This is a genomic window from Actinoplanes subglobosus, from assembly GCF_042650585.1.
In the GTDB taxonomy this organism is placed as follows: domain Bacteria; phylum Actinomycetota; class Actinomycetes; order Mycobacteriales; family Micromonosporaceae; genus Actinoplanes; species Actinoplanes subglobosus.
This window is the reverse complement of the sequence record NZ_JBHSBL010000017.1, coordinates 45,413-64,036: the sequence shown is the minus strand read 5'-3', so window position 1 is coordinate 64,036 and position 18,624 is coordinate 45,413. Positions and strand designations below refer to the sequence as shown.

The 18,624-nt window shown below is 70.5% G+C and carries 17 protein-coding genes and 1 pseudogene; 16 read left to right on the top strand and 2 right to left on the bottom strand.

Annotation, left to right across the window (positions count from 1 at the left end):
* Positions 1–54: 54 nt before the first annotated feature.
* Positions 55–750: pseudogene (locus ACFO0C_RS18195) on the top strand (CDP-alcohol phosphatidyltransferase family protein); the annotation flags it as partial.
* A 135-nt stretch (positions 751–885) separates the two neighbouring features.
* On the opposite strand, the gene ACFO0C_RS18190 reads toward ACFO0C_RS18195, so the two are convergent.
* On the bottom strand, positions 886–2,067 hold the full coding sequence (locus ACFO0C_RS18190; protein ID WP_378067845.1) for a glycosyltransferase: 1,182 nt from the start codon (positions 2,065–2,067) through the stop codon (positions 886–888).
* Positions 2,068–2,091: 24 nt separating this feature from the next.
* Here ACFO0C_RS18190 and ACFO0C_RS18185 point away from each other — a divergent pair, with 24 nt between their 5' ends.
* The 12 genes from ACFO0C_RS18185 (at position 2,092) to ACFO0C_RS18130 (ending at position 15,591) form a co-directional block, all read left to right on the top strand.
* The gene (locus ACFO0C_RS18185) at positions 2,092–2,952 is read left to right on the top strand and encodes an Fpg/Nei family DNA glycosylase (protein ID WP_378067844.1); all 861 of its coding nucleotides are present in this window, start codon (positions 2,092–2,094) and stop codon (positions 2,950–2,952) included.
* A 176-nt stretch (positions 2,953–3,128) separates the two neighbouring features.
* Complete coding sequence (locus ACFO0C_RS18180; RefSeq protein ID WP_378067843.1) at positions 3,129–4,715, top strand: sugar transferase; 1,587 nt, start codon at positions 3,129–3,131, stop codon at positions 4,713–4,715.
* 68 nt (positions 4,716–4,783) lie between these two features.
* Positions 4,784–5,977, top strand: coding sequence for a sensor histidine kinase (locus tag ACFO0C_RS18175; RefSeq protein WP_378067842.1), 1,194 nt, complete (start codon positions 4,784–4,786; stop codon positions 5,975–5,977).
* Complete coding sequence (locus tag ACFO0C_RS18170) at positions 5,974–6,711, top strand: LytR/AlgR family response regulator transcription factor (RefSeq protein ID WP_378067841.1); 738 nt, start codon at positions 5,974–5,976, stop codon at positions 6,709–6,711. The genes ACFO0C_RS18175 and ACFO0C_RS18170 overlap by 4 nt, the downstream gene beginning before the upstream one ends.
* A gap of 258 nt (positions 6,712–6,969) precedes the next feature.
* On the top strand, positions 6,970–7,653 hold the full coding sequence (locus ACFO0C_RS18165; RefSeq protein ID WP_378067840.1) for a response regulator transcription factor: 684 nt from the start codon (positions 6,970–6,972) through the stop codon (positions 7,651–7,653).
* A gap of 11 nt (positions 7,654–7,664) precedes the next feature.
* On the top strand, positions 7,665–8,711 hold the full coding sequence (locus tag ACFO0C_RS18160) for a HAMP domain-containing sensor histidine kinase (RefSeq protein ID WP_378068500.1): 1,047 nt from the start codon (positions 7,665–7,667) through the stop codon (positions 8,709–8,711).
* Between the two features lie 15 nt (positions 8,712–8,726).
* Complete coding sequence (locus ACFO0C_RS18155; RefSeq protein ID WP_378067839.1) at positions 8,727–10,298, top strand: DUF4153 domain-containing protein; 1,572 nt, start codon at positions 8,727–8,729, stop codon at positions 10,296–10,298.
* 31 nt (positions 10,299–10,329) lie between these two features.
* Positions 10,330–10,719: a hypothetical protein gene (locus ACFO0C_RS18150; protein ID WP_378067838.1), complete on the top strand. Its 390-nt coding sequence runs from the start codon at positions 10,330–10,332 to the stop codon at positions 10,717–10,719.
* On the top strand, positions 10,716–12,338 hold the full coding sequence (locus ACFO0C_RS18145; RefSeq protein ID WP_378067837.1) for a sodium/solute symporter: 1,623 nt from the start codon (positions 10,716–10,718) through the stop codon (positions 12,336–12,338). Before ACFO0C_RS18150 ends, ACFO0C_RS18145 begins: the two co-directional genes overlap by 4 nt.
* A 152-nt stretch (positions 12,339–12,490) precedes the next feature.
* On the top strand, positions 12,491–13,156 hold the full coding sequence (locus ACFO0C_RS18140; protein ID WP_378067836.1) for a hypothetical protein: 666 nt from the start codon (positions 12,491–12,493) through the stop codon (positions 13,154–13,156).
* A 57-nt stretch (positions 13,157–13,213) separates the two neighbouring features.
* A complete protein-coding gene (locus ACFO0C_RS18135; protein WP_378067835.1) occupies positions 13,214–13,996 on the top strand; it encodes an ABC transporter ATP-binding protein in 783 nt (260 codons plus the stop codon).
* Positions 13,987–15,591 (top strand): ABC transporter permease, encoded by a 1,605-nt coding sequence (locus ACFO0C_RS18130; RefSeq protein ID WP_378067834.1) that lies wholly within the window; start codon positions 13,987–13,989, stop codon positions 15,589–15,591. The genes ACFO0C_RS18135 and ACFO0C_RS18130 overlap by 10 nt, the downstream gene beginning before the upstream one ends.
* Here ACFO0C_RS18130 and ACFO0C_RS18125 read toward each other — a convergent pair.
* Positions 15,588–15,830, bottom strand: coding sequence for a hypothetical protein (locus ACFO0C_RS18125; protein WP_378067833.1), 243 nt, complete (start codon positions 15,828–15,830; stop codon positions 15,588–15,590). The two genes, ACFO0C_RS18130 and ACFO0C_RS18125, sit on opposite strands and share 4 nt — an antisense overlap.
* Positions 15,831–15,878: 48 nt before the next feature.
* Here ACFO0C_RS18125 and ACFO0C_RS18120 point away from each other — a divergent pair, with 48 nt between their 5' ends.
* From ACFO0C_RS18120 to ACFO0C_RS18110, 3 genes are all read left to right on the top strand, one after another.
* On the top strand, positions 15,879–16,403 hold the full coding sequence (locus ACFO0C_RS18120) for a flavin reductase family protein (RefSeq protein WP_378067832.1): 525 nt from the start codon (positions 15,879–15,881) through the stop codon (positions 16,401–16,403).
* Positions 16,404–16,531: 128 nt separating this feature from the next.
* On the top strand, positions 16,532–16,891 hold the full coding sequence (locus ACFO0C_RS18115; protein WP_378067831.1) for a DUF485 domain-containing protein: 360 nt from the start codon (positions 16,532–16,534) through the stop codon (positions 16,889–16,891).
* Complete coding sequence (locus ACFO0C_RS18110; RefSeq protein WP_378067830.1) at positions 16,891–18,564, top strand: solute symporter family protein; 1,674 nt, start codon at positions 16,891–16,893, stop codon at positions 18,562–18,564. Before ACFO0C_RS18115 ends, ACFO0C_RS18110 begins: the two co-directional genes overlap by 1 nt.
* Positions 18,565–18,624 lie beyond the last annotated feature (60 nt).

Genomic DNA, 18,624 nt, shown 5'->3' with positions numbered 1-18,624 from the left:
GGGGGGGGCGCCCGGTTTGAAAACCCCGGCGCGGCGCCCGCGTCCAGCGGCCCGCCCACAGCAGCCGACTACTACGCGGTCAACCGCGGCGGTGGCCTGTTCAGCGAGGGCATCAGCCAGCGGATCGGCGCACGGATCGCGGTCAGTGCACACAAGCGTCACCTGTCACCGACCGTCCTGACCATCCTCAACCTCGGTCTGGGCTGCCTGGTCTCGTTCATCGTGATCGTCGCCGCCGGCCCGGTCGCCGAGGGCAGCCTGTGGGCCGCCCCGATCGGTCTGATAGCCCTGATCGGCTGGCAGCTCGCCTACGCTTTCGACTGCTCCGACGGCCAGCTGGCCCGGGTGACCGGCCAGTCCAGCGCCGCCGGCGGGCGCCTCGACGTGCTCTGCGACGTGGCGGTGCAGTCCTCGCTGGTGGCAGCCCTGGCCGCGACCGCCAAGGCCCAGGAACCGGACACTCCCGCCTGGCTGCTGGCCGCGTTCGCCGCGACCTGGATGGTCAACCTGGTCACCTCGGTGATGCAGTCCGGCACCCAGGCCGCCAGCATGGTGACCAGCACGTCCTTCCCGGTCCGGGCGGCCAAGCTGGTCCGTGACTACGGCGCCGTGATCACCCTGGCCGGCGTGGTCCTGACCGTCGCACCGCAGTGGGCGGTCTGGTTCGTGGCCCTCTTCACCCTGATCAACGGCGGTTTCCTGGCCGCGTCGATCGCGTTCGCCGGCCGGGCCTCCCTGAAGGGCTCCTGACCACCCAGACGTCCAGTTCGCGAGCCGTCGCCCGGACAGGTCACCGGCAACCCACAACCTGCCTCCGCGACGGCCCGCGCCCCTCACACACCGCCAGCCGTGAGCAGCGGCGGCGGAGGCGGAGAGCAGCGGCGGCTAAGGCCTGCTGGGGAGGGTGCTGGACATCTCCGTGTAGACGGCGATCAGGCGCGGAGTCAGGACACCTGGGTGGAAGTGCTCCTGGTAGCGGACCCGCGCGGCGGCGGCAGCGGTGGCCGCGCCGGACCGGGCGACCGGCAGCGCCGCGGCGAGGGACGCCGGGTCCGGCTGGGCCAGCCAGCCGGCGGCGGCCGGACCGGTACCGACCATGTAGGGGATGCCACCGACCGCGGTCCCGAGCACGGCCCGCCCCGACGACATCGCCTCCAGAATCACCGTGGGCAGCACGTCCTCCCAGGTGGGAACGGCGATGACGACCGCTGAGGCCTGCCGGGCCGCGACCATGCCGGCCCGGTCGAGCGGGCCGAGATAGGTGACGTCGGATCGTTCGGCGGCGGCCGCTTCGGCCAGCGGGCGCAACTCACCGTCGCCGGCGATGCGCAACGGGCCGAGGCTGCCGTCCGGGTGCTGCCGCCAGGCGTCGAGCAGCAGGCCGAGCCCCTTCTCCGGGGAGAGCCGCGCGCCGTAGAGGAACCCTTCACCGAGCGGGGCGGGCGTACCGGGATCGGGCAGTCCGTTCGGTTTGATCACGATGCGGTCGGCGGGGATGCCGTAGTCGGTGAGATGCGCGGCGATCTTGTCGGTGAGGGCGATGTAGCGGTCGACCGAACGCCAGGTCGGCCGGTGCAGCGCCAGGGTGGTCGCCATGATCGCGCTCTGGGCGGCGGAACCGCGGTAGCAGCGGTTTTTGATCGCGGGCAGCCCGACGAGCTTGCCGCGGCAGTCGTGACAGTTGTGCCCGTCGCGGAAGTAGAGGCCGGACGAACAGACCTGCCGGTAGTTGTGCACGGTCTGCACGACCGGGACACCGTGGGCGTGCGCGGTCCGGATCACCCACGGCGACAGCAGCGGGTACGGATTGTGCAGGTGCAACACGTCCGGGCGTTCGGCCCGCAGCACCGCGGCGAGATCACGCTGGGCGTCGGCGCCGTAGACCGGGGAGATCGGCAGCAACGCCTTGCGCGCCGCCGACATCGTGTCGATCGAGTCGGAGCTGCGCTGGAACGGGATCACCTCGACGCCGGCCTCCCGCAACTGTCCGATCTCCGTGTCGACGATCACGTTCTCGCCGGAGGGGATCGCCTCGCGGTACCGGTTGTGCGCCACCACCACCTTCATGAGGCGAGACGCTACCGTGAGGGAGTGCCCGAACTCCCCGAGGTCGAGGCGCTCGCGGCCTACCTGCGTGAGCGTGCGGTCGGCCGTGCCGTGGAACGCTTCGAAGTCGCCTCCTTCAGCGCCCTGAAGACCTATGATCCGCAGCCGTCCGCGCTGGCCGGGCTGCCGGTCACGAGTGCGGGGCGGCACGGCAAGTTCCTCGACGTCGGTGTCGGCGACGAGTTGCACCTGATCGTTCACCTGGCCCGGGCGGGCTGGCTGCACTACCGGGAGTCGTTCAAGTCGCCGGCCCCGCTGAAACCGGGCAGTGGCCCGATCGCGGTCCGGGTGCGGCTGGACGACGGTTCCGGTTTCGATCTGACCGAGGCCGGTACGCAGAAGTCGCTGGCCGCCTATCTGGTGCGGGATCCGCTGGAGGTCCCGGGGGTGGCCCGGCTCGGCCCGGACGCGCTGGCCGTGTCGCTGGAGGAGTTCGCGACTCGCATCCGTGGGCGAAAAGGACAGATCAAAGGGGTCCTCGTCGACCAGGAGGTGCTGGCCGGGATCGGTAACGCGTATTCCGACGAGATCCTGCACGCCGCGAAACTGTCCCCTTTCGCGCTGACCGGAAAACTGAGTGACGAGCAGGTCGCCACGCTGTTCGAGGCGATGCGCGCGATCGAGACGGACGCCGTGGCCCGGTCGGTGGGACAGAAAGCGGCCGAGCTCAAAGGCGAGAAACGCGCTGGTATGCGGGTCCACGCCCGTACCGGCCTGCCCTGTCCGGTGTGTGGCGACACGGTCCGTGAGGTGTCGTTCGCGGACAAGAGCTTGCAGTACTGCGCGACCTGCCAAACGGGAGGGAAACCGCTGGCCGACCGGCGGCTGTCCAAGCTGGTGCGGTGAGCCGCTACCGAATGATGACAGTGCGTATACATCACGATTGCCGCCGTCACGTCACCTTCTCTATCGCCGATCCATCGGTATAGTGGCCCGGTCCCTGGCAACCGTCTTGACGCGAACGGGTATCGGCGGACCCGCCGATGATCCCAAGGTCGTGGCGGTGCGTAATCTTTTTCCGGATGCGGGAGGACGTAGGCGGAGTGACTACTAGCCTGCATCGCCCAACTACCGACAGCAGCCGGAGCAGACCCGTGCGGTACGACAGCTTCGAGTGGCAGGAACAGCAGCCGCCGAGCAACGGGGTGCCGCGGAACGCGTGGGGCCGACAGAGCCGCAGACGTTCCCGCTGGCACCGGCCGTACACCTTCGCGCTGGTCCTGCTCGATCTGCTCTCCACTCTCGGCGCCAGCTGGATCGCCAGCACGTTTCTGGAGAAATCGCGCGCCGGCCTGAACCAGTCCTGGCTCTTCCTCGAAGGACCGGAACTCTTCAACTTCTTCGCCTACATCGTGCTGCCGCTCGGCTGGCTGGTCATTCTCTGGACCAACGGGTCGTACGACCGGCGTTATCTCGGTCTTGGCAGTGAGGAGTTCAAGCGGGTCGTCCGTGCCTCGGTGACCGTCGTCGCCGCGGTCTCGCTGCTCGCGTTCGCCACCAAGGCCGACCTGTCCCGTGGCACGGTCGCCACGGTCTCGGTCAGCGCGCTGCTCCTCATCCTGCTCTGCCGTGCGCTGGCCCGGCAGGTGCTGCACGTGGCGCGCCGGCACACCGGTCACGGCGCGCACCGGATGGTCCTGGTCGGCACGTTGCCGGAGGCGCTGGAGGTCTACACCGCCGTCACCCGCAGCCCGGCCGCTGGTCTCATCCCGGTCGCCATCCACCTGACCGACGGTTTCGCCGCCGCCCGCGGCATCGAGACGCCGGTTCCGGTGTACGCCGGCCGCGACGTGTTGTCGCTGGTCCGCGAGGTCGGTGCGGACACGATCGCGGTCTGCGGTTCGGCCAGTTCCGAGCCCGGTGAGCTGCGCCGCCTGGCCTGGCAGCTGGAGGGCACCGGCGTCGACCTGGTGGTCGCGCCGCAGCTCACCGATATCGCCGGCCCGCGGGTGCACATCCGCCCGATCGAGGGTCTGCCGCTCCTGCACGTCGAGGAGCCGACCCTGTCCGGTCCCGGCTGGCTGGTGAAGAACCTGATGGACCGGGTCGCGGCGGGTCTCGGCCTGCTGGTGATCAGCCCGATCCTGCTGTTCATCGCGCTCGGCATCCGGATGTCCGACCCGGGCCCGGTGTTCTTCCGGCAGACGCGGGTCGGTCACGACGGCCGGACGTTCCGGGTGTGGAAGTTCCGGACCATGTATGTGGACGCCGAGGAGCGCAAGGCCACGCTGGACGAGCTCAACGAGACCGACGGCATGCTCTTCAAGATGAAGCAGGACCCGCGGATCTTCTCGTTCGGGGCGAAGCTACGGGCCACCTCGATGGACGAGCTGCCTCAGCTGATCAACGTGCTGAAGGGCGAGATGTCGCTGGTCGGCCCGCGCCCGCTGCCCGCGGACGACGGCGATTACCTGGGCGACGTCCGGCGGCGGCTCCTGGTGCGTCCCGGTATGACCGGCCTGTGGCAGGTCAGCGGCCGTTCCGACCTGTCCTGGGACGAGGCGGTCCGGCTGGACCTCTACTACGTGGACAACTGGTCGCTGACGTACGACCTGAGCATTCTCTGGCGCACCATCGGCGTGGTTCTCAAGCGTAAAGGCGCCTACTGAGCTGGCTGGCTCCGCTTCGCTCCGCGGCGGGGCTGGACTCGGAATCGTGAACCCGTCAATATCACGGGGTGAACGGGCAGGTCGGGAGCGCGGTGGCGGTGGTCGCTGTGCTCGCCGCCCTGGCCGCGGCGGTGGTCGCGGTACTGCGGCTGCGGGCTCGGCGCGGGATCGCCACGGCGATGCAGCGGGCGACCTACGACGTTCTGCACACGGCGGTGCTGGCGGCCGAGCCGCTGCGCGCCGGGCTGACGCCGGCGACGGCCGGAAAGGCGATCCGGCATCTGCGGGTCCTGGTCGGTTCGGTGGGCCTGGCGATCGTCGATGGGGACAGATGCCTGGCGTACGACGGCAGGGGCGCCCACCACGAGCAGGAGCTGATCGCGGCAGCGCACAAAGCGGTCAAAGCGCAGCGTTCGGTCGTACTCAATGGGTCTGATCTGTCCTGTGATCGTGTCGACTGCGTGGCGCGCGGTGCCGTGATCGCGCCGCTGGCCGGCCCGGGTGGTGCGGCGAAGGCCGCGCTGATCGCGGTGGCCGACGGGCAGCCGGCGCCGGGTCTGGTGCAGGCGACGCTGGAGGCGGCGCGCTGGGCCGGGTCGCAGCTGGCGGTGGCCGAGCTGGAGTCGTCGCGGGAGCGCCTGGCGCGGGCCGAGGTCCGGGCGTTGCGGGCGCAGATCAGCCCGCATTTCATCTACAACGCGCTGACCGCGATCGCGTCGTTCGTGCGCACCGATCCGGAGCGGGCCCGGGAGCTGATCCTGGAGTTCGCCGAGTTCACCCGCTACTCGTTCCGGGCGCACGGCGAGTTCACGACGCTGGCCGAGGAACTGCGGTCGATCGACCGTTACCTGACGATCGAGCGGGCCCGGTTCGGTGACCGGCTCCAGGTGCGACTGCAGATCGCGCCGGAGGTGCTGCCGGTGGGTCTGCCCTTCCTGTGCCTGCAGCCGCTGGTGGAGAACGCCGTCCGGCACGGGCTGTCGCGTAAGCCGGGCGTCGGTATGGTGAGCATCGAGGCACGTGACGCGGGGGCGGAATGCCACATCACGGTCGAGGATGACGGGGTCGGCATGGATCCGGCGGTGTTCACGCTGGACGGGTCGGACTCCGAGGACGGGCAGCACGTCGGTCTGGTGAACGTGGACGAACGTCTGCGCTCGGTTTTCGGCGATCACAACGGCCTGGTGGTGGAGACGGCGCCCGGCTCGGGTACGAAGGTGAGCATGCGGGTGCCGAAGTTCCACCCCCAGGTGCGGGCATGAGTCTCGTGGTCCTGGCCGTCGACGACGAGCCGCCGGCCCTCGACGAGCTGGCCTATCTGCTGAACGCGGACGGCCGTGTGGCGCAGGTGCACCGGGCGGGTGACGCGACCGAGGCGCTGCGGGTGCTGCGCGACACCGAGGTGGACGCGGTCTTCCTGGACATCCGGATGCCCGGGCTGGACGGCATGGAGCTGGCGCGGATCCTGCGGCGGTTCGCGCAGCCTCCGGCGATCGTGTTCGTGACCGCCTACGACGACGGCGCGGTGGACGCCTTCGACCTGGGTGTGACCGATTATGTTCGCAAGCCCGTGCGGGCCGAGCGGCTGGCCGAGTCGCTGCGCCGGGTGTCGGGGCTGCGTGCGGCACCGGCGCCGGCCGTCCCGGCCGACGAGCCGGCCATCCCGGTGGAGCTGGCCGGCACGACCCGCATGCTGCCGCGGTCGTCGGTGCGGTGGGTGGAGGCGCAGGGCGATTACGCCCGGCTTCACACGGGGGAAACATCTCATCTGGTACGGGTCTCGCTGGCAACCCTGGCCGAGAGATGGGCAAATGCCGGTTTCGTTCGCATTCACCGTTCGTATCTCGTCCAGTTACGACTGGTCACCGAGCTGCGGTTGACCGGCTCTGGTTATGTGGTGGCGGTGGACGGTGCCGAGCTTCCGGTGAGTCGCCGGCACACCCGCGAGCTGAAGGATCGCCTGATCAGAGCGGCAAAGCACGACTGGACCCGCTGAATCCACACGGTTTTCCACAGCCCCACAGGCTTGTCCACAGAGTTATCCACAGGTGCTGAGCGTCTATCCCGGATCAGTGCCAATCTGTGCCACACCCCGGTTGTGAGCACGCACACGCACGCAGGATGCATCTCCACAGGTTGTTCACATCTCCACCGCCGGCCCTGCGCAGGCGGTCAATAAGCTCCTGGCCACCGGCCGGTGAGTCACGGGGGCACACCGGCCGGCGACCAGGTTCGTCCGGGAGGTGCCAGGAGCATGGAGAGTGTCGAGCGACGGGTTCTCGTCGTGGAGGACGAGCGAGCCATCGCAGACGCGGTGGCCGCCCGGCTTCGAGCCGAGGGCTTCCTGGTGCAGGTGGTCGGGGACGGGCCGAGCGCGGTCGCGGCGGTCCGTCACACCCCGCCGGATCTGATGGTCCTCGACGTCATGCTGCCCGGCTTCGACGGCCTCGAAGTGTGCCGCCGGGTCCAGGACCAGCGGGTTCCGGTCCTGATGCTGACCGCCCGCGACGACGAGACCGATCAGCTGGTCGGGCTCGCGGTCGGCGCCGACGACTACATGGTCAAGCCGTTCTCGATGCGGGTGCTCGCGGCCCGGGTGCACGCCCTGCTCCGGCGGGCGGACAAGGCCACCGCCCCGGCACCGGTCCCGGGCCTGCGGATCGGTGATCTGGAGATCAACCAGGCCGAGCGGCGGGTGCTGCGCGGTGGCGTCGAGGTGCATCTGACCCCGACCGAATTCGATCTGCTGACCCATCTGGCCGGCCGGCCGCGCACCGTCGTGCCCCGCGAGCGGTTGCTGTCCGAGGTGTGGGGCTGGGCCGACACGTCCGGCACACGGACGGTGGACAGCCACATCAAGGGGTTGCGGCGCAAGCTGGGGGCGGACCTGATCCGTACGGTCCACGGCGTCGGCTACGCCCTGGAGGTCGACCGGTGATCAGCTGGCTGATGGTGCGCATCCACAACCTGGTCGCCCCGCTCTTCGCGTACCTGCCCCGGCCGCTCGACCCGGTCCGGTCGATCAAGGCGAAACTCTCCCTGGCGCTCGGGTTCGCCGGCGGTGTGGGCCTGCTGGTGTTCCTGTGGAGCATCGACTTCTACCGGGTCGACCTGCTGTGGATCGCCATCGCCGCGGCGCTCGGGCTGGTCACGCTGCAGGTGATGGCGCACGGCGCGACCGTGCCGCTGCGGGAGATGACGGTCGCGGCCCGGGAGATGGCCCGCGGCGACTACACCCGCCGCATCCGGACCCGGTCGCAGGACGAGGTCGGTGAGCTGGCGACGGCGTTCAACCAGATGGCGGCGGATCTGGCGGCCTCCGACCGGCAGCGGCGGGAGCTGATCGCCAACGTGTCGCACGAGTTGCGTACGCCGATCACCGCCCTGCGGGGACTGCTGGAGAACATCGTCGACGGGGTGGCCACGGCCGAGCCGGAGACGATGGAGACGGCCCTGGCCCAGACCGAGCGACTGAGCCGCCTGGTCACCGACCTGCTGGACCTGTCCCGGCTGGACGCCGGTGTGGTGCCGATGCGGCACGAGCCGATCGACGTGCCGGACTTCCTGGAGCGGGTCGCGCGGGAGGCGACGGTGAACGCCGGCGGCACCGGCCACGATGTCCGGTTCGAGGTGTCGGCGCCGCGGCTCGTGGTGCCCGGCGACCGGGAGCGCCTGCACCAGGTCTTCGCGAACCTGCTGGACAACGCGGCCCGGCACAGCCCGGCCGGTGGTGTCGTCACGGTCCGGGCCGAGCGGCACGACGATCACGTGGTGCTGGCCGTCGTGGATCAGGGCGACGGCATCCCCGCCGCGGAGCGCGAGCGGGTCTTCGAGCGTTTCACGCGTGGCGAGCGCGCCACCGGCGGTGGTACCGGGCTGGGCCTGGCGATCGCCCGCTGGGTGGTGCAGCTGCACCGGGGCACCATCGCCGTGGTCGAACCGGACGACCGGCGCGGATGCCACATCCAGGTACGACTTCCGCTTCGAGCGGTCTGAGGGGGGAACACCGTCATGTCCATAGCCACCACGCAACCTACGAACGGACAAATAGGACTTCTCCATGGCCCGTGGCCGGCCGCGAACCCCTGGAGCCGGCATTGGCCGGGACCCGGCCGCCCGGCCTCGCCCGCCACCGTCGTCGCCGTACTCGCCGCCACCCTGGTCACCGCCCTCAGCGTCCCGCTGGACCGGGCCGGCCTCGGCTGGTTCGTCACCGCGCTGGCCGGGACCGCCGCCCTGATCGCGGCCCGGGTCGTCCGGGCACCCGAGGCGGTTCCCGCCCTGGTCGGTCACCGCGCCGGCACCGGCACCCCGGACCGGTACTTCTGGGCCGCCGCGACCGTCGCACTGCTCGCGACCGGCACGTTCCGGGCGGCCGGCTGGCTCTTCGTGCTCTGCCTGCTCACCGCGACACTGACCACCGCGCTGGCCCTCTCCTCCGGCCGCTCGCTGCGGTCGATCGTCGTCACCTACGCGCTGGTCCCGATCGCCGCGAGCCGGGGCGGCCTGTGGATGGCCCGTGGCGCCGCACGACTGCGCGGCCCGGGACGCGGCGGTGACGCGATGCGGGTGATGGCCACCGTGGCGGTGTCGGTGGTGCTGCTCGTCGTCTTCGGTGCGCTCTTCGTGTCGGCGGACGCCGCGTTCGCCCGGTTCTTCGAGGCCGCCATCCCCGACCTGAGCCCGGTCACCATCGTCCGGTGGGTCTTCGTCACGCTGGTCGCCGCCCCGCTGCTGACCGCCGGGGCCTTCCTACGGGCCGCTCCGCCCACGCCGGGCCGGCTGGACCACACCGAGGGCCGCAAGGTCGGCCGCCTGGAGTGGGCGATCCCGCTCGGCCTGCTGGTGATGCTCTTCGCCGCATTCGTGGCGATCCAGCTGGCCGTCCTCTTCGGAGGCGCGCAGCACGTGGTGGAGACCGAGGGCCTGACCTACGCGGAGTACGCCCGCGGCGGCTTCTGGCAGCTCTGCGTCGTCACCGCGCTGACCCTGGTGGTGCTCGCCGGCGCGGCCCGCTGGGCACCGCGGACCGAGCGCGCCGACCGGATTCTGCTGCGCGTGGTGCTCGGCGCCCTGGCAACGCTGACACTGGTGATCGTCGGGTCGGCACTGCACCGGATGAACCTCTACACCGAGACATACGGCCTGACCCGGCTCCGGCTGCTCGTCGCCTTCTGCGAGGGCTGGTTCGGGCTGGTGCTCGTGATGGTGCTGGTCGCCGGCATCCGGATCCGGGCGTCCTGGCTACCCCGCGTGGCGATCGCGGCCGGTGTGCTGGCCCTGCTCGGGCTGACCGGAGCCAACCCGGACGGGCTGATCGCGGAGAACCACGTCCAGCGGTTCGAGCGCACCCAGAAGATCGACTTTCAGTACCTGGCCGACCTCTCCCCGGACGCCGTACCCGCGCTCGCCGGTCTCGACGACGCCGACCGCCGCGCCTGCCTGCTGGACGCGATCGGCGCCGGCATGCCCGCCGACGACTGGCGCGGCTACAACCAGGCCCGGGAGTCGGCCCGTGCGCTGATCGCGAAGTACCCGCCGGTCAGCCCCAGCGCCTGCGCCCAGATGTGGTACCGGTATTGACATTCGGCCGGGGGCGGACAGACTGCCGGACATGGCCGTCGACGATCCGCCCCCGCGCCCGCGCGTGACGGTCGTGCTGGCCGACGCCGCCTCCCGGCGCGGCACGGCCGACCACGGCAGCACCGACCTCACCGAGCAGACCCCGGTCGGTGAGGCGCTCGTCAAGGGCCTGGTCCGGGCCCAGCTGGCGCTCGCGCTGCGGCTCGCGCTGGTGGTCGCGGCCGGGCTGGGCACCCTGCCACTGCTGTTCGCGGTCGCACCGGCCGTCGGCGAGGTCAAGGTCTTCGGGGTGCACCTGCCCTGGGTGCTGCTCGGGGTGCTGTCGTTCCCGTTCCTGGTCCTGGTCGGCGCGGCCTACGTGCGCTGGGCCGAGCGCAACGAGCAGGACTTCGCGGCCCTCATCCGCAGGCCGGAGCAGTGAACCCGTACCTGGCGCCCGGCCTGGTCCTGGTCCTGCTGCTGACGGTGGCGATCGGGGCGTACGGGCTGCGTTTCGCCCGGACCACATCGGACTTCCTGGTCGCCTCCCGGTCGGTGAGCCCGTCCTGGAACGCGGCGGCGATCAGCGGCGAGTATCTCTCCGCGGCGTCCTTCCTCGGGGTGGCCGGGCTCGTCCTGCGGTACGGGGTGGACGTGCTCTGGTACCCGGTCGGGTTCGCCGCCGGCTATCTGGCCCTGCTGCTGTTCGTGGCCGCCCCGCTGCGCCGCTCCGGGGCGTTCACACTGCCCGACTTCTGCCAGGTGCGGCTCCGGTCGGCCACCCTGCGCCGGCTGGCCACCGCGTTCGTGCTGTTCATCGGCTGCCTCTACCTGCTGCCCCAACTGCAGGGGGCGGGCCTCACGTTCGCCACGCTGACCGGTGGGTCGTACGCCTGGGGAGCTCTGGTGGTGGCCGTGGTGGTGACGGCGAACGTGGCGTTCGGCGGGATGCGGGCCATCACCTTCGTGCAGGCGTTCCAGTACTGGCTGAAACTGACCGCTCTGGCCGTACCCATCATCTTCTTGATCCTGCAATGGCAGGCCGACGGCCGCCCCGCGGTGACCCCGCCGCCGGGCGCGGTCTTCCCCGCCGCCACCACCGTGACCATCCAGCAGGACGCCGTCCTGGACGGCACGCTGCGCGTCGAGGAGGGCCAGGAGCTGCACTTCGCCGCCGGTGAGACGGTCCCGCGGGTGAGTACTGTGGACAGCGAGTTCGGTGACGCGTGGCTGCTGCCCGACAAGACCACGCTCTTCTCGACGTATTCGCTGATCCTGGCGACGTTCCTCGGGACGATGGGGCTCCCCCATGTGCTCGTGCGGTTCTACACCAACCCCGACGGCGCCTCGGCCCGCCGCACCACCCTCGTCGTGCTCGCCATGGTCGGTCTGTTCTACCTGCTCCCGACCGTCTACGGGGTGCTCGGCCGGATCTACACACCGCAGCTGCTGATGACCGGCAACACCGATGCCGTGGTCCTGCTGCTGCCCGAGGCCGCGCTCGGTGACGGACATCTGGGACGGCTGCTCGGCGCCCTGGTCACCGCAGGCGCGCTCGCGGCGTTCCTCTCCACGTCGTCCGGCCTGCTCACCAGTGTCGCCGGGGTGATCTTCACGGACGTGCTGCGGCCCGGCCGCAACGGTTCGATCCGTGACTTCCGCATCGCCACCCTGCTCGCCGCCGCGGTCCCGACCGGGCTCGCCCTGTACGTGTCCGACATGGACGTCTCCCGCGTCGTAGGTCTGGCGTTCGCGGTGGCCGCGTCGAGTTTCTGCCCGCTGCTGGTCCTCGGCATCTGGTGGCGGCGGCTCACCGACGTGGGCGCGATCGCCGGCCTGGTCGCCGGCGGCGGTGCGGCGATGGCGGCGGTGCTGGTGACCGTTCTGGGGCCGCCGTTGACCGGCTGGGCGGCCGAGATCGTCGGGCAGCCGGCCGCCTGGACGGTGCCGCTGGCGTTCCTGGTCATGGTCGGTGTCTCGCTGGCCACCGGCCGCCGGGTCCCGCCGGACGTCGGTGCGACGATGCTGCGTCTGCACGCCCCCGAGGCCCTCCGGACCTGAACCCCGCCGATCCTGAGCGCCACACCATCGGAACCGGTGGTGAATCGGCCGAGTTCAGGCACCGAGGGCGTCCGGCGTACCCGATCATTGATTTAAGGATCTTTAATGTTCGATCCCCGGCCGCGCGGCAGAGCGTGCTCGTAATCGTGGGCATGAGACGCACATACCGCCGCCCGGGCCAGACCGGGAGCAACCGCAAGATCGTGATCGGGCTCGTCGTGGCCGCCGTGGTCGGTGGCGGTATCGCCGTCGGTACCGGCCTGAGCAGCGCTTCCTCCGTCTGTGACGGAATGGATCAGGCGATCCGCAACAACCAGCAGTTCATCGCCGCGCAGCGCGCCAACCCGACCTCGCAGACCGAGGCGATCATCGCCAACCGACAGGCCGTGATCGACCTGATCAACGTGCAGAAGAAGCAGGCCGGATGCAGCGGCGCCGTCGCCGCCCCACCGGCCCAGCAGGCGACCACCCCGCCCGCACAGCAGGCCACCAAGCCGCCGGCCCAGGCCACCAAGCCACCCACCCAGCCGCCGGCGAACAACGGCAACACAGGCGGCGGCAACGCGGGCGGCGAGGTCGTCTGCCCCGGCTCGACCGTCACGCTCTCCGGCGAGGGCGGCGCCCCGGCCGCGTCCAGCGGGACCTTCCCGATCGGCACCACGCTGCGGGTCCGGAACCTGGACAACAACAAGAGCATCACGGTCAAGGTGGCCAGCGTCTCGGGCAGCTGCATCCTGCTCAACAACGCCGCCTTCGAGGAGGTCCGCGAGCCGGGCAAGTTCCTGATCCGGCGGGCCGTCATCGAGCGGGTCGGTTGATCGGTTCGGGCGGTCCGGGTGTTCCCGGACCGCCCGGTGGCCCGATACGTTCTTTTCATGAGCGTTCCGGCACAGCGTCCCCCTGCGGACGCCACGGCGGCGATGTCGCTGCGCGGGCTCGTCAAACACTTCGACACACGGCTGGCGGTCTCCGGGGTGAGCCTGGAGGTGCCGGCCGGTTCGTTCTTCGGCCTGCTCGGCCCCAACGGGGCCGGCAAGACCACCACCCTCTCCATGGCGGTCGGCCTCCTACGGCCCGACCAGGGCGAGATCTCCCTTCTGGGGTACGACGTCTGGCGCTCCCCCACCGAGGCGAAGGCACTGGTCGGGGTGCTGCCCGACGGAGTGCGGATGTTCGACCGGCTGAGCGGCCCGGAGCTGCTCGCCTATCACGGCCTGCTGCGGGGCATGCCCGCCGACGTCGTCGACCAGCGTGCCCGTGACCTGCTCGACGTGCTGGAGCTCGGGAGTGGCAACCGCACCCTGGTGGTCGACTACTCGGCCGGCATGAAGAAGAAGATCGGCCTGGCGTGCGCCCTGTTGCACGCGCCCCGGCTGCTGGTGCTGGACGAGCCGTTCGAGGCGGTCGACCCGGTGTCGGCGGCGCTGATCCGCGACATCCTGCAGCGGTACGTGGCGGGAGGCGGCACCGTCGTCTTCTCCAGTCACGTGCTGGAGGTGGTGGAGCGCCTCTGCTCACACGTCGCGATCATGTCGGACGGGGTGCTGCGGCTGTGCGGGACGCTGGAGCAGGTGCGCGGCGGCCGATCCTTGCAGGACGTGTTCGTGCAGGTCGTCGGTGGCCGGGTGGCCACCGGGTCGGAGCTCGCGTGGCTCTGACGCCCACCGGCGGACGGGTCGGGGTCCGGGCGTTCGTCCGGCTCAAGCTGCGGATCACCGCGAACAGCCTGCGCGGACGCCCGGCCCGGATCGCCATGTTCGTGCTCGGCCTGGTCTCCGCCTGTTTCTTCGCGGTCATCGGTCACGCCGTCTTCGCAATTCCCGGTCTGCTGGATCGGCCGGACGCGGGCGAGATCCTGTTCCCGTTCGGCGGGGCGGTGCTGATCCTCGGCTGGGTGTTCCTGCCACTGCTCTTCTTCGGCGTCGACAACACGCTCGATCCGGCGCAGTTCGCGCTGCTGCCACTGCGCCGCCGCACCCTGATCACCGGGCTGGGCGCGGCCGCTCTGGCCGGTCTTCCGGCGCTGGCCACGCTGGCCGCCACGCTCGGGATGGTGACGTCGGCGGCCCAGCTCGGCGGGGCCGGGGCAGCCCTGGCCGGGCTGGCCGGTGTGGTGCTGGGGCTGCTGTTCTGCGTGGTGCTGAGCCGGGCGGTGATCAGCGCGTTCGCCACCGCGCTGCGTTCGCGGCGGGCCCGCGACCTGGCCACCATCATGCTCGCGGTGGTGGCCGCCTCGGTCGGGCCACTGGAGTTGACACTGCTCGGGGTGCTGAACCGGGCCGATTGGGAGTCGGTCGAGTCGATCGCCCAGGTGACCGGGTGGACTCCGCTCGGTGCGCCGTACACGATGGGTCTCGATGTCGTGGCGGGCCGCGCGTGGGCCGTACCCCTGAAGATCCTGATCCTCCTCGCCGCCATCGGCGGTCTGCTCTGGTGGTGGAGCCGCACGCTGGAGCAGGCGATGGTCGGCGCGGCTGGCGGTCCGGGTCGTGGCCGGGCCGGTGTGCCGGACGATCGCGGCCCGGTCGATCAGCTCCTGCTGCGCTGGTCGCCGCGGAATCGTTTCGGTGCGCTGACCGCGCGGGAGATCCGCTACTGGTGGCGGGAGACGCGGCGGCGCGCCGCGCTGGTCACTCTCGGCATGGCCGGCGTCTTCCTGCCGCTCTCGACCGCTTTCGCGGGCGGCGGCGGCAGTGCGGCGGGCCTGGCGTTCATCGTCGGCGCCATCGCACCGATCGGTTTGGCGAATCAGTTCGGGTACGAGGGGAGCGCCTACGCCACCAATCTGGCGACCGGGGTCCCGGGGCGTCTGGAGGTGCACTCCCGGGCCGCCGCGCACGCCCTGTTCACCGTCCCGTTACTGCTGCTCGTGGCGGTGGTGACGGGTCTCGTGGACGGAGGCCCGGGACAGGTCGCGGCACAGTTGGGCACACTGCTGGCCACCTACGGCGTGGGTCTCGCGCTGGTGTTGCCGATCTCGGTGCGGGCCGCGTATGCGCTGCCGGACACGACCGGGCCGTTCTCGTTGTCGTCGGGCGGCGGGTTCAGCAAGACGCTGCCCGGCCTGGGTGCGCTCTTCGGTGCGATGCTCGGCGGTGTCCCGGTGCTGATCCTCACCCTGACCTGGCCGTGGCTCGGGCTGCCGGTGGGTCTGGCCTACGGCATCGGCGCCTATCTGCTCGGCGCGCATCTGGCCGGCACGATGCTGGACCGCCGGATGCCCGAGCTGCTGGCGGCGGTGACCCCGCGCTAACGCAGGTGACGCAGGCCGTCGCGGCGGACGAAGATGCGGCGGCGTTGAAGTGCGCTGCCGGTCGGGTCGAGGACGTAGCCCTCCAGCCAGATCCAGCCGTCGTAGGTGGCCCGCGGGTCGACCCGGATGATCCGGAGGGTCAGCGCGCGGTCGCCGGAGAACTGGACGCTCGCCTCCGGGCCGACGTGAACGACGTCCCCGGCCCGCAGCATCATCACTAGAAAATAGTTGTTGATCAATCAAAATGGGTAGCCGCATGCGCAATCTGTAATCGGCACAATGATCGGATGACGACCGACGAGCCGGGTGGCCGCATCCACTCCACCGATCCGTTCGCTGTTCCGGAGACGGAGAAGTCCCAGGTGCGGCGCCTGCGCGGCCGGTTCGCCGCGACCGTGACGCTGTGGACGGCGCCCGGTCCGGCCGGCCTGACCGTCTCCTCCACAATGATCGCCGACGGCGACCCGGGCCGGGTGCTCGGCCTGATCGACGAGGAGAGCGACTTCTGGGAGGCGGTCGCGGCGGCCGGGCGGTTCGCCGTCACCCCGCTGACCCCGGACGACCGCCGGCTCGCCGACCGGTTCGCCGGCCTCTTCCCGGCGCCGGGCGGACTGTTCGCGGCCGGCGAGTGGCAGCAGACCGACTACGGCCCGGTCCCGGCACATGCCGCCACCTGGGCCGGGTGCGTCCTCGACGGCAGCCGCCCGTGCGGGTGGGCGGTGCTACTCGACGGAGTGATCGAGACCGTCCGGGCCGGTTCGGCGGGGTCCCCTCTGATCCACTACCGGGGTCGGTACACCGAACTGACCTGACCGCCTGCCGTTTGCCGCTCAGCGCAGTCAGACCACCACTCAGCGCAGACCCCGACCGGCGGACGGTGACACGGCTCACTCCTTCGTACGGTGCCGGAAAGTCATCCCCCACGAAGGTGGTGAATCCCGTGCCGGCATCCGCCGAGAGATACCTCGAAGTGCAGCGCTCCGAGGAGTTCGCTCAACTACGTCATCGACTGCGCAGCTACATCTTCCCGACGACGGTCGCCTTCATCGTCTGGTACTCGCTCTACGTGCTGCTCTCCGCGTACGCGCGGGACTTCATGGCCATCAAGGTGATCGGCAACATCAACGTGGCGCTGATCTTCGGCGTCCTCCAGTTCGTCTCGACGTTCGGGATCGCCTGGCATTACTCGCGGTACGCCGCGCAGAAGCTCGACCCGCTCGCCGACGACATCTACAACGAGCTGGAGAACGGCCCCGCCGCCGAGCCCGCGGCCGCGGCCACCGAGGGGGGCAACTCCTGATGGCTCCGCAGATCCTCGCGGCCGAGGCGGCCGCCGGTTCCCGCTCGCTCACCATCACGCTGTTCCTGATCTTCGTGGCGATCACGCTGGGCATCACGATCTGGGCCAGCCGGCAGACCAAGACGGCCACCGACTTCTACGCCGGCGGCCGGCAGTTCTCCGGTTTCCAGAACGGCATGGCCATCGGCGGCGACTACATGTCCGCGGCGTCGTTCCTCGGCATCGCCGGCATCATCGCCCTGTACGGCTACGACGGCTTCCTCTACTCGATCGGCTTCCTGGTCGCCTGGCTGGTGGCGCTGCTGCTGGTCGCCGAGTTCCTGCGTAACTCGGGCCGGTTCACGATGGCCGACGTGCTCGCCTTCCGGATGCGTCAGCGCCCGGTCCGTACCGCCGCCAGTGTCTCCACCATCGTGGTGTCGATCTTCTACCTGATCGCCCAGATGGTCGGCGCCGGCGCCCTGGTCTCGCTGCTGCTCGGTATCAAGCCGGGCGCCACGTTCCTGGGTATGGACGCGAGCACCGCCAAGGTCGCCACGATCATCCTGGTCGGCGCCCTGATGATCATCTACGTGACGGTCGGCGGCATGAAGGGCACCACCTACGTGCAGATCGTCAAGGCGTTCATGCTGATGGGCGGCGCGCTGATCATGGTGCTGATGGTGCTGGCGCACTACAAGTTCAACCTGTCAGCGCTGCTCGGTGACGCCGCCGCACGATCCGGCAAGGGATCGGCCTTCCTGGAGCCGGGCCTGCGCTACGGCGTCGAGACCGCGGGCGACGCGGCCAAGACGTTCTACAGCAAGATGGACCTGCTCTCGCTGGGTCTCGCGCTGGTCCTCGGCACCGCCGGCCTGCCGCACATCCTGACCCGGTTCTACACCGTCCCGACCAGCCGGATCGCACGTAAGAGCGTGCTCTGGGCGATCGGCATCATCGGCACGTTCTACCTGTTCACCCTGGCTCTGGGCTTCGGCGCGGCGGCTCTGGTGGGCGGCGCGAACATCACCGCTCAGGACAAGGCCGGCAACACCGCGGCCCCGCAGCTCGCCCAGCAGCTCGGCATCGACTACCTCGGCGGCGAGACCGGTGGCGCGATCATGCTGGCCGTGATCGCGGCGGTCGCCTTCGCCACCATCCTGGCCGTGGTCGCCGGTCTCACGCTGGCCTCGTCGTCGAGCCTCGCGCACGACTTCTACGCCAGCGTGATCAAGCGGGGCAACGCGTCGGAGCGGGAGGAGGTCCGGGTCGCCCGAATCGCCGCCCTGGTCATCGGCGCGCTGGCGATCGCCCTGTCGATCTTCGCGCAGAGCCTGAACGTCGCCTTCCTGGTGGCACTCGCGTTCGCGGTGGCGGCGTCGGCGAACCTGCCGGCGATCCTCTACAGCCTGTTCTGGCGCCGGTTCAACACCGCGGGCGCGCTCTGGTCCATCTACGGCGGCCTGGCCTCCGCGGTGCTCCTGGTGTTCTTCTCGCCGGTGGTGTCCGGCTCGGCCACCGCGATGTTCCCGAACGAGGACTGGCACTTCTTCCCGCTGTCCAACCCGGGCATCATCTCGATCCCGCTCGGCTTCTTCTTCGGCTGGCTCGGCACGGTCCTCAGCAAGGAGACCGACCCGGAGAAGTACGCGGAGCTGGAGGTCCGGTCGCTGACCGGCCACGGAGCCCACTGATCTCTTCTCAGCAGTGCCACGGACCGGTGCAGTCGCCAGCACCGGTCCGTGTCCGTGTCG

What these genes read in the sequence shown, in the direction of transcription:
- ACFO0C_RS18180 (WP_378067843.1), top strand. Translation starts at nt 3,129, where the DNA reads ATGCGGGAGGACGTAGGCGGAGTGACTACTAGCCTGCATCGCCCAACT.
- ACFO0C_RS18190 (WP_378067845.1), bottom strand. Translation starts at nt 2,067, where the DNA reads ATGAAGGTGGTGGTGGCGCACAACCGGTACCGCGAGGCGATCCCCTCC.
- ACFO0C_RS18170 (WP_378067841.1), top strand. Translation starts at nt 5,974, where the DNA reads ATGAGTCTCGTGGTCCTGGCCGTCGACGACGAGCCGCCGGCCCTCGAC.
- ACFO0C_RS18140 (WP_378067836.1), top strand. Translation starts at nt 12,491, where the DNA reads ATGAGACGCACATACCGCCGCCCGGGCCAGACCGGGAGCAACCGCAAG.
- ACFO0C_RS18150 (WP_378067838.1), top strand. Translation starts at nt 10,330, where the DNA reads ATGGCCGTCGACGATCCGCCCCCGCGCCCGCGCGTGACGGTCGTGCTG.
- ACFO0C_RS18120 (WP_378067832.1), top strand. Translation starts at nt 15,879, where the DNA reads ATGACGACCGACGAGCCGGGTGGCCGCATCCACTCCACCGATCCGTTC.
- ACFO0C_RS18160 (WP_378068500.1), top strand. Translation starts at nt 7,665, where the DNA reads ATGGTGCGCATCCACAACCTGGTCGCCCCGCTCTTCGCGTACCTGCCC.
- ACFO0C_RS18135 (WP_378067835.1), top strand. Translation starts at nt 13,214, where the DNA reads ATGAGCGTTCCGGCACAGCGTCCCCCTGCGGACGCCACGGCGGCGATG.
- ACFO0C_RS18155 (WP_378067839.1), top strand. Translation starts at nt 8,727, where the DNA reads ATGTCCATAGCCACCACGCAACCTACGAACGGACAAATAGGACTTCTC.
- ACFO0C_RS18165 (WP_378067840.1), top strand. Translation starts at nt 6,970, where the DNA reads ATGGAGAGTGTCGAGCGACGGGTTCTCGTCGTGGAGGACGAGCGAGCC.
- ACFO0C_RS18110 (WP_378067830.1), top strand. Translation starts at nt 16,891, where the DNA reads ATGGCTCCGCAGATCCTCGCGGCCGAGGCGGCCGCCGGTTCCCGCTCG.